Source organism: Streptomyces sp. NPDC002690 (genome assembly GCF_053592415.1).
The window spans coordinates 1-9,211 of record NZ_JBSFVR010000303.1 but is presented as its reverse complement, the minus strand read 5'-3'; the positions used below and the strand labels follow the sequence as shown (position 1 = coordinate 9,211).

General features: G+C 71.2%; 4 protein-coding genes. 3 read left to right on the top strand and 1 reads right to left on the bottom strand.

Features of this window, described 5'->3' with window-relative positions:
- Window positions 1-140 precede the first annotated feature (140 nt).
- A complete protein-coding gene (locus ACWD3D_RS28215; protein WP_451463605.1) occupies window positions 141-1,253 on the bottom strand; it encodes an ADP-ribosylglycohydrolase family protein in 1,113 nt (370 codons plus the stop codon).
- Between the two features lie 463 nt (window positions 1,254-1,716).
- Between ACWD3D_RS28215 and ACWD3D_RS28210 the strand changes: the two genes are divergently transcribed.
- The 3 genes from ACWD3D_RS28210 to ACWD3D_RS28200 all read left to right on the top strand — a co-directional run bounded on the left by ACWD3D_RS28210 (window position 1,717) and on the right by ACWD3D_RS28200 (window position 9,009).
- A complete protein-coding gene (locus ACWD3D_RS28210) occupies window positions 1,717-2,451 on the top strand; it encodes a VIT1/CCC1 transporter family protein (RefSeq protein ID WP_451463604.1) in 735 nt (244 codons plus the stop codon).
- Window positions 2,452-2,996: 545 nt separating this feature from the next.
- Window positions 2,997-7,556, top strand: a complete 4,560-nt coding sequence (gene gltB / locus ACWD3D_RS28205; protein ID WP_451463603.1) for a glutamate synthase large subunit — start codon at window positions 2,997-2,999, stop codon at window positions 7,554-7,556.
- Window positions 7,549-9,009, top strand: coding sequence for a glutamate synthase subunit beta (locus ACWD3D_RS28200; RefSeq protein ID WP_451463602.1), 1,461 nt, complete (start codon window positions 7,549-7,551; stop codon window positions 9,007-9,009). Before gltB ends, ACWD3D_RS28200 begins: the two co-directional genes overlap by 8 nt.
- The last annotated feature ends 202 nt before the right edge of the window (window positions 9,010-9,211 follow it).

Genomic DNA, 9,211 nt, shown 5'->3' with positions numbered 1-9,211 from the left:
GGCCGCGTCCCCGGCGGCGAGCCCCAGCAGCAGGCCCTCGATCCGCGCGCGCCGCGTCGTCTCCGGGTGCTCCTCGTCCGTGCGGCTCGCACCGGCGTTGCCGGCGCTTTCGGGGAGCGCCCCGTCCGTGGCCGCCGCGGTCATCGGAGTGCCCCTTCCGCGTGCAGCAGCGCCACCGGCACCGACTCGTCCACCGGTTCGTGCGCGGCCTCCCCGGTCTCCCGGTCCGGCGGTGTGGCCCCGGCCGCCACCGGCGTCTCCGGTACGCCCGCCGGGTCACCCGAGGTCAGCAACTCCGCGATGTCCAGCACGTGATAGCCCCGCATCGACGGCAGGCAGCTGCCGCGCACCGGGCCGATCGCGGTGGCCCACTCCGACGGGATCGCCGCCGCTCCCTGCCAGGCCCCGGCCAGCGCGCCCGCCACCGCCGCCGTGGTGTCGGCGTCCCGCCCCATGTTGACCGCCATCAGCACGGCCGTACGGAAGTCGCCGCGGGCGGCCGTGAAGGCGCCGAACGCCAGGCCCACCGCCTCCGGCGCCAGGTCCGTCCACGGATAGCCGCCGATCACCACGGCCGACCGCACCGCGCGCTCGGCCGTCAGCCGGTCCGGGTAGGCGCGCCCCGCGGCGGTCACCGCCCGGCGCAGGGAGCGCGCGGTCCACGAGTCCATCGGCACCACCGACAGCGCCGCGGCGATCACGGAGGCGGGGCCCGCCCCGACCATCGCCGCCGCCACCCCGGCAGCGACCGCCTGACCGCCGTAGATGCCCTCGCCGTCGTGGCTGACCTGGCCGTCGATCGCCACCAGCCGGGCCGCCTCGGCGGGCCGCCCGGCCGCGAACACCCCGAACGGGGCCGCCCGCATCGCCAGCCCGTCGCTCCAGGCGTGCCGGTGCTGCGCGGAGATCGGCGCGGCCAGCCCCCGGCGGAGGTTCTCCAGGGTGCCGCGTTCGCTGAACCCGGCGCCCCGGAAGGGGCCTTCGTCCAGATCGGCGATCCAGTGGTGCCAGGCCCGGTCCACGTCGGCGACGGTGAGCGCCGAACCGTGGCGGGACAGCAACAGCCCGGAGAAGATCGCGTACTCGGTGTCGTCCGTGCCCGCCGGGTCCTCGCTGACGAAGCCCTCGATCCGGCCCCAGCGGGCGCGGATCTCCGACGGTCTCAGGTTCTCCGCCGGAGCACCCAGCGCGTCCCCGACGGCCAGCCCGAGCAATGCGCCCCGGGCCCGGTCCTTGCCCGTGATCGGTTCCATCGAACGACCCTTCGTCCGTACACGATTCCCCCCTCTCCGATCTGTGCCACGCCCGGTGGGCGGGAAGGCTGACAACCGGAATAAAAGGGCCATGCGGATGAACCTAGACGAAACGGAGTGAGGAGCTGGACGGAGGAACGGGAATTCCCGGCGGGGCAAGGCTCCGTCTTTCGAAGTCCCACCCGAAAGGATGACGGGCGCCGTCGGTACGGCAGCCGGACGGGTGAACGGGGGCGGACCCTCCCGAAAGGTGCTCGGGGAGATTCCGGAAGGTGTGCGCGAGGGCTTCGGAAGGTGCGGGTGATGACCCGTCAAGGAAGGTGAGCCATGCCTGTCCTGCCTGGTCAGGGCGGTGGTAAGTACGGCCTGCCTTGCTGGCGGGCGCCAGTTTTCGTGCGTACTTTCGAGGGTGCCGGGCGGTGGCGGAGGGGCTGCGGAACCGTCGGCGGATCTGGGGAGCACTGTGTCCATCATCGAGACCGACGCCGCACTGCACGAGGCGCACCGCGACAACCACACCCACCGGGACGTCAACGGCGGCTGGCTGCGCCCCGCCGTCTTCGGCGCCATGGACGGCCTGGTGTCGAACCTCGCGCTGATGACGGGTGTCGCGGGTGGCGACGTCTCGCACCGGACCATCGTCATCACGGGGCTGGCCGGTCTCGCGGCCGGCGCCTTCTCCATGGCGGCCGGCGAATACACCTCGGTCGCCTCCCAGCGGGAGCTGGTGGAGGCCGAACTCGACGTTGAGCGGCGCGAGTTGCGCAAGCACCCGTACGACGAGATGCGCGAGCTGGCAGACCTCTACGTCTCCCGGGGCGTCGAGCCGAAGCTGGCCGCCGAGGTCGCCCGGCAGCTGTCCGAGGACCCGGAGCAGGCCCTGGAGATCCACGCCCGCGAGGAGCTCGGCATCGATCCCGGTGACCTTCCGTCGCCGCTCGTCGCCGCCGGTTCCTCGTTCGCGGCCTTCGCGCTGGGCGCCCTGCTGCCGCTGCTGCCGTACCTGCTCGGCGCGACCGCGCTCTGGCCCGCCGTCCTGCTCGCCCTCCTCGGCCTCTTCGGCTGCGGCGCGGTGGTGGCCCGGGTGACAGCCCGCAGCTGGTGGTTCAGCGGGCTGCGGCAGCTGGCGCTGGGCGGCGGCGCCGCCGCGCTCACCTACGGCCTCGGGGGCCTCTTCGGAGTGGCGGTCGGCGGCTGACCTGCGAGTTCGTCCGGAGGTCGCGGTCCGCGACCGGCGGGTGGGCCTGGTGGTGGACCGCCCCGCGGCCGGTCGTCGGGGTTCTCCGGGTGCCCGGGGCCGCCCAACGGGCCGTTGCCCCATGGGTACACGTCCGATTCACTCGTACGGCCCACTCACACGACGACCCGGAAAGCAACCCGCAACACCCCGGAAATGCGTGTGACGTACGTCCTGGTTTCCGGCTCTGGGCGGATGTGGCTTACACAACGTAAAATGAGAGCCTATGCACGACACCACATAAGTAATCGTTACTTCCTGGTTTCGATCGCATGGCCACCGGGCATGAGCCTCAGACACCGCAGGCAACGACGCCTGCGCTCTGCGGCTCCCCGGGCGTTGATCTCTCCGACTGCGACCCCATCCCTCGCGATGCAACGTCCGCATGTTGGAACGGGCCTTCCGCTCAGCGAGAAGCGCCCCATCATGTAACCTGCACGAAATTTCGCAGAGGGCCAACGTCGTCCCTCGGCAATGCATATGCCACGACGACGACGGGAGAGCCGATGCGCATCCACGCCTGGTCGCCCATGGACGGTCGCCCCGCCCAGCAGGGGATGTACGACCCCCGTAACGAACACGACGCCTGTGGTGTCGGGTTCGTCGCCACCCTGACCGGTGTGGCCAGCCACGCGCTGGTCGAGCAGGCGCTGACCGTACTGCGCAACCTCGAACACCGCGGCGCCACCGGCTCCGAGCCCGATTCGGGCGACGGCGCCGGCATCCTCCTCCAGGTCCCCGACGCCTTCCTCCGCGAAGAGGCCGGCTTCGACCTCCCGGAAGCCGGCGCGTACGCCGTCGGCATCGCCTTCCTCCCCGCCGACGGCTCCACGGACGCCGTCGAGGAGATCGAGAAGATCGCCGGCGAAGAGGGCCTCGACGTCCTCGGCTGGCGCGAGGTCCCGGTCGCCCCCGGCCTCCTCGGCAAGGGCGCCCGCGCCACCATGCCCGAGTTCCGCCAGCTCTTCGTGGCCGACGGCACCAGCACCGGCATCGCCCTGGACCGCAAGGCCTTCGTCCTGCGCAAGCGTGCCGAGCGGGAGGCCGGTGTCTACTTCCCGTCGCTCTCCGCCCGCACCATCGTCTACAAGGGCATGCTCACCACCGGGCAGCTGGAGCCGTTCTTCCCCGACCTGTCCGACCGCCGCTTCGCCACGGCCGTCGCACTCGTCCACTCCCGCTTCTCCACCAACACCTTCCCCAGCTGGCCGCTGGCCCACCCGTACCGCTTCGTCGCCCACAACGGCGAGATCAACACGGTCAAGGGCAACCGCAACTGGATGAAGGCCCGCGAGTCGCAGCTCGCCTCCGGACTCTTCGGGGACGCCGCGCTCGACCGCATCTTCCCCGTCTGCACCCCGGACGCCTCCGACTCGGCCTCCTTCGACGAGGTCCTGGAGCTGCTCCACCTCGGCGGACGCTCGCTGCCGCACTCGGTGCTGATGATGGTCCCCGAGGCGTGGGAGAACCACGACTCCATGGACCCGGCCCGCCGCGCGTTCTACCAGTACCACTCCACGATGATGGAGCCCTGGGACGGACCCGCCTGCGTCACCTTCACCGACGGCACCCAGGTCGGCGCGGTCCTCGACCGCAACGGACTGCGTCCCGGCCGCTACTGGGTCACCGACGAGGGCCTCGTCGTCCTCTCCTCCGAGGTCGGCGTCCTCGACATCGACCCCGCCAAGGTCGTCCGCAAGGGCCGCCTCCAGCCCGGCAAGATGTTCCTCGTCGACACCGCCGAGCACCGCATCATCGAGGACGACGAGATCAAGGCCGGCCTCGCGGGCGAGCAGCCCTACGAGGAGTGGCTGGAGACCGGCGAGATCGAGCTCGGCGACCTCCCCGAGCGCGAGCACATCGTGCACACCCACGCCTCGGTCACCCGCCGCCAGCAGACCTTCGGCTACACCGAGGAAGAGCTCCGCGTCATCCTCGCCCCGATGGCCCGCACCGCCGGCGAGCCCCTCGGTTCCATGGGCACCGACTCGCCGATCGCCGCGCTCTCCGCCCGGCCCCGGCTGCTCTTCGACTACTTCACCCAGCTCTTCGCCCAGGTCACCAACCCGCCGCTGGACGCCATCCGCGAGGAGCTCGTCACCTCGCTGCGCTCCTCGCTCGGCCCCCAGGGCAACATCCTGGAGCCGACCGCCGCGACGTGCCGCAGCGTCACGCTGCCGTTCCCGGTGATCGACAACGACGAGCTCGCCAAGCTGATACACATCAACGCCGACGGCGACATGCCGGGCATGAAGGCCGCCACCCTCGCCGGCCTCTACCGCGTCAGCGGCGGCGGCGACTCCCTCGCCGCCCGCATCGAGGCCATCTGTACCGAGGTCGACACCGCCATAGAGGACGGTGCCCGCCTCATCGTCCTCTCCGACCGGCACTCCGACGCCGAGCACGCGCCGATCCCGTCGCTGCTGCTCACCTCCGCCGTCCACCACCACCTCATCCGCACCAAGCAGCGCACCCAGGTGGGCCTGCTGGTCGAGGCCGGTGACGTCCGCGAGGTCCACCACGTCGCCCTGCTGATCGGTTACGGCGCCGCCGCGGTCAACCCGTACCTCGCCATGGAGTCCGTCGAGGACCTCGTCCGCGCCGGTACGTTCATCGAGGGCATCGAGGCCGAGCAGGCCATCCGCAACCTGATCTACGCCCTCGGCAAGGGCGTCCTCAAGGTCATGTCGAAGATGGGCATCTCCACCGTCGCCTCCTACCGCGGCGCCCAGGTCTTCGAGGCCGTCGGCCTCGACGAATCCTTCGTCGCGACGTACTTCAACGGCACCGCCACCAAGATCGGCGGCGCCGGCCTCGACGTCGTCGCCAAGGAGGTCGCCGCCCGGCACACCAAGGCGTACCCCGCCTCCGGCATCGCGGCCTCGCACCGCGCGCTGGAGATCGGCGGCGAGTACCAGTGGCGCCGCGAAGGCGAGCCGCACCTGTTCGACCCGGAGACGGTCTTCCGCCTCCAGCACGCCACCCGCAACCGCCGGTACGACATCTTCAAGAAGTACACGGACCGGGTGAACGAGCAGTCCGAGCGGCTGATGACGCTCCGCGGCCTGTTCGGATTCAAGTCCGACCGCGCCCCGATCTCCGTCGACGAGGTCGAGTCGGTCGCCGACATCGTCCGGCGCTTCTCCACCGGCGCCATGTCGTACGGCTCGATCTCCCGCGAGGCGCACGAGACGCTCGCCATCGCGATGAACCAGCTCGGCGCCAAGTCCAACACCGGCGAGGGCGGCGAGGACTCCGACCGCCTGCACGACCCGGCACGCCGCTCGGCGATCAAGCAGGTCGCCTCCGGCCGCTTCGGCGTCACCAGCGAGTACCTCGTCCACGCCGACGACATCCAGATCAAGATGGCGCAGGGCGCCAAGCCCGGCGAGGGCGGCCAGCTGCCCGGCCACAAGGTCTACCCCTGGGTCGCCAAGACCCGGCACTCCACCCCGGGCGTCGGCCTCATCTCGCCGCCGCCTCACCACGACATCTACTCCATCGAGGACCTGGCTCAGCTGATCCACGACCTCAAGAACGCCAACCCGGCGGCCCGCATCCACGTGAAGCTGGTCTCCGAAGTCGGCGTCGGAACGGTCGCGGCCGGTGTGTCCAAGGCCCACGCGGACGTCGTCCTCATCTCCGGCCACGACGGCGGAACGGGCGCCTCCCCGCTCACCTCGCTCAAGCACGCGGGCGGCCCCTGGGAGCTCGGCCTCGCCGAGACCCAGCAGACGCTGCTCCTCAACGGCCTGCGCGACCGCATCGTCGTGCAGACCGACGGCCAGCTCAAGACCGGCCGCGACGTCGTCATCGCCGCACTGCTGGGTGCCGAGGAGTTCGGTTTCGCGACCGCCCCGCTCGTCGTCTCCGGCTGCGTCATGATGCGCGTCTGCCACCTCGACACCTGCCCGGTCGGCATCGCCACGCAGAACCCCGTGCTGCGCGACCGCTTCTCCGGCAAGGCCGAGTACGTGGTGAACTTCTTCCAGTTCATCGCCGAGGAGGTCCGCGAGATCCTCGCCGAGCTGGGCTTCCGCACGATCGAAGAGGCGGTCGGCCACGCCGAACTCCTCGACACCGACCGGGCGGTCACCCACTGGAAGGCCCAGGGCCTCGACCTGGCGCCGCTGTTCCACGTGCCCGAGCTCCCCGAGGGCGCGGTCCGCCACCGGATCCACGAGCAGGACCACGGCCTCGCCAAGGCGCTCGACAACGAGCTGATCAAGCTCGCCGCCGACGCGCTCGGCGCCGACAGCGCGGAAGGTGCCCAGCCGGTCCGCGCCCAGGTCGCCATCCGCAACATCAACCGCACCGTCGGTACGATGCTCGGCCACGAGGTCACGAAGAAGTTCGGCGGTGCGGGCCTGCCCGAGAACACCATCGACATCACCTTCACCGGCTCGGCCGGCCAGTCCTTCGGCGCCTTCCTCCCGGCCGGAGTCACGCTGCGCCTGGAGGGCGACGCCAACGACTACGTCGGCAAGGGCCTCTCCGGCGGCCGCGTCGTCGTCCGCCCGGACCGCGGCGCCGACCACCTCGCCGAGTACTCCACCATCGCGGGCAACACCATCGGCTACGGCGCCACCGGCGGCGAGCTGTTCCTGCGGGGCCGCACCGGCGAACGCTTCTGCGTCCGCAACTCCGGAGCCACCGTCGTCTCCGAAGGCGTGGGCGACCACGGCTGCGAGTACATGACCGGCGGCCACGCGGTCGTCCTCGGCGAGACCGGCCGCAACTTCGCGGCCGGCATGTCCGGCGGTGTCGCGTACGTCGTCGACCTGGACCGCGACAACGTCAACCCGGGCAGCCGCGGCGCGGTCGAGGAGCTCTCCGAGGCGGACGCCCAGTGGCTGCACGACGTCGTGCGCCGCCACCAGGAGGAGACCGGCTCGACCGTCGCCGAGAAGCTCCTCGCCGAGTGGGCCACCTCGGTGACCCGCTTCAGCAAGATCATCCCGTCCACCTACAAGGCAGTGCTCGCCGCCAAGGACGCCGCTGAGCTCGCCGGTCTCTCCGAGCAGGAGACCACCGAGAAGATGATGGAGGCGGCGACCAATGGCTGACCCCAAGGGCTTCCTGACCACCGGGCGCGAGGTCGCGAAGACCCGCCCCGTGGGAGAGCGCGTCAAGGACTGGAACGAGGTCTACGTTCCGGGCTCCCTGCTCCCCATCATCAGCAAGCAGGCCGGCCGCTGCATGGACTGCGGCATCCCGTTCTGCCACAACGGCTGTCCGCTCGGAAACCTCATCCCCGAGTGGAACGACTACGCCTACCGCGAGGACTGGACCGCCGCGTCCGAGCGCCTGCACGCCACGAACAACTTCCCGGAGTTCACCGGGCGGCTGTGCCCGGCTCCCTGCGAGTCGGCGTGCGTGCTCGGCATCAACCAGCCGGCCGTCACCATCAAGAACGTCGAAGTCTCCATCATCGACAAGGCGTGGGACAGCGGCGACGTCACCCCGCAGCCGCCCGAGCGCCTCTCCGGCAAGACCGTCGCCGTCATCGGCTCCGGCCCCGCCGGACTGGCCGCCGCCCAGCAGCTGACCCGGGCCGGCCACACGGTCGTCGTGTACGAGCGTGCCGACCGCATCGGCGGCCTGCTGCGCTACGGCATCCCCGAGTTCAAGATGGAGAAGTCGCACATCAACCGCCGCATCGAGCAGATGCGCGCGGAGGGCACCAAGTTCCGCACCGAGGTGGAGATCGGCGCCGACATGCCGGCCGACGCGCTCCGCCGCCGCTACGACGCGGTCGTCGTCGCGGCCGGTGCCACGGTCTCCCGCGACCTGCCCGTCCCGGGCCGCGAGCTGAACGGCGTCCACTTCGCCATGGAGTACCTGCCGCTCGCCAACAAGGTGCAGGAGGGCGACCTGACGGTCTCCCCGATCACCGCCGAGGGCAAGCACGTCGTGGTCATCGGTGGCGGCGACACGGGAGCCGACTGCGTGGGCACGGCCCACCGCCAGGGCGCGCTCTCCGTCACCCAGCTGGAGATCATGCCGCGGCCCGGCGAGGACCGGAACGCCAACCAGCCCTGGCCGACCTTCCCCATGCTCTACAAGGTCACCTCCGCGCACGAGGAGGGCGGCGAGCGGCTCTACTCCGTCTCCACCACCCACTTCGAGGGCGACGAGGACGGCAACGTCCAGTCCCTCCACCTCATCGAGGTGGAGTTCAAGGACGGCAAGCTGGAGCAGAAGGCCGGCACCGAGCGCGTCATCCCGGCCCAGCTCGTCACCCTCGCCATGGGCTTCACCGGCACCGACCAGGCCAACGGCCTCGTCGAGCAGTTCGGTGTCGCCCTCGACGAGCGCGGTAACATCGCCCGCGACGCCGACTACGCGACCAACGTCGAAGGCGTCTTCGTCGCCGGTGACGCGGGCCGCGGCCAGTCGCTCATCGTGTGGGCCATCGCCGAGGGCCGCTCCGCGGCGCGCGGGGTGGACCGTTTCCTGACCGGGACCAGCGCACTGCCGGCCCCGATCCGCCCGACGGACCGTTCCCTGTTGGTCTGACCCCCGATCGCCGGAACCGGCCGCACTTCCGCGGCCGGGCCCGGAGCAGACGTCCCGTACAACGGCGTACGGAACTGAACGCGGCGCCTACCTCGTCCCCGACCGGACTTGGGTGGGCGCCGTGGCGCGTCCGGGGCCGGACCCCTGCCGGTCCCCGCGGGCGCCCCGCTGTCGATGAAGATCAGCGGTGTGCCCACCAGCA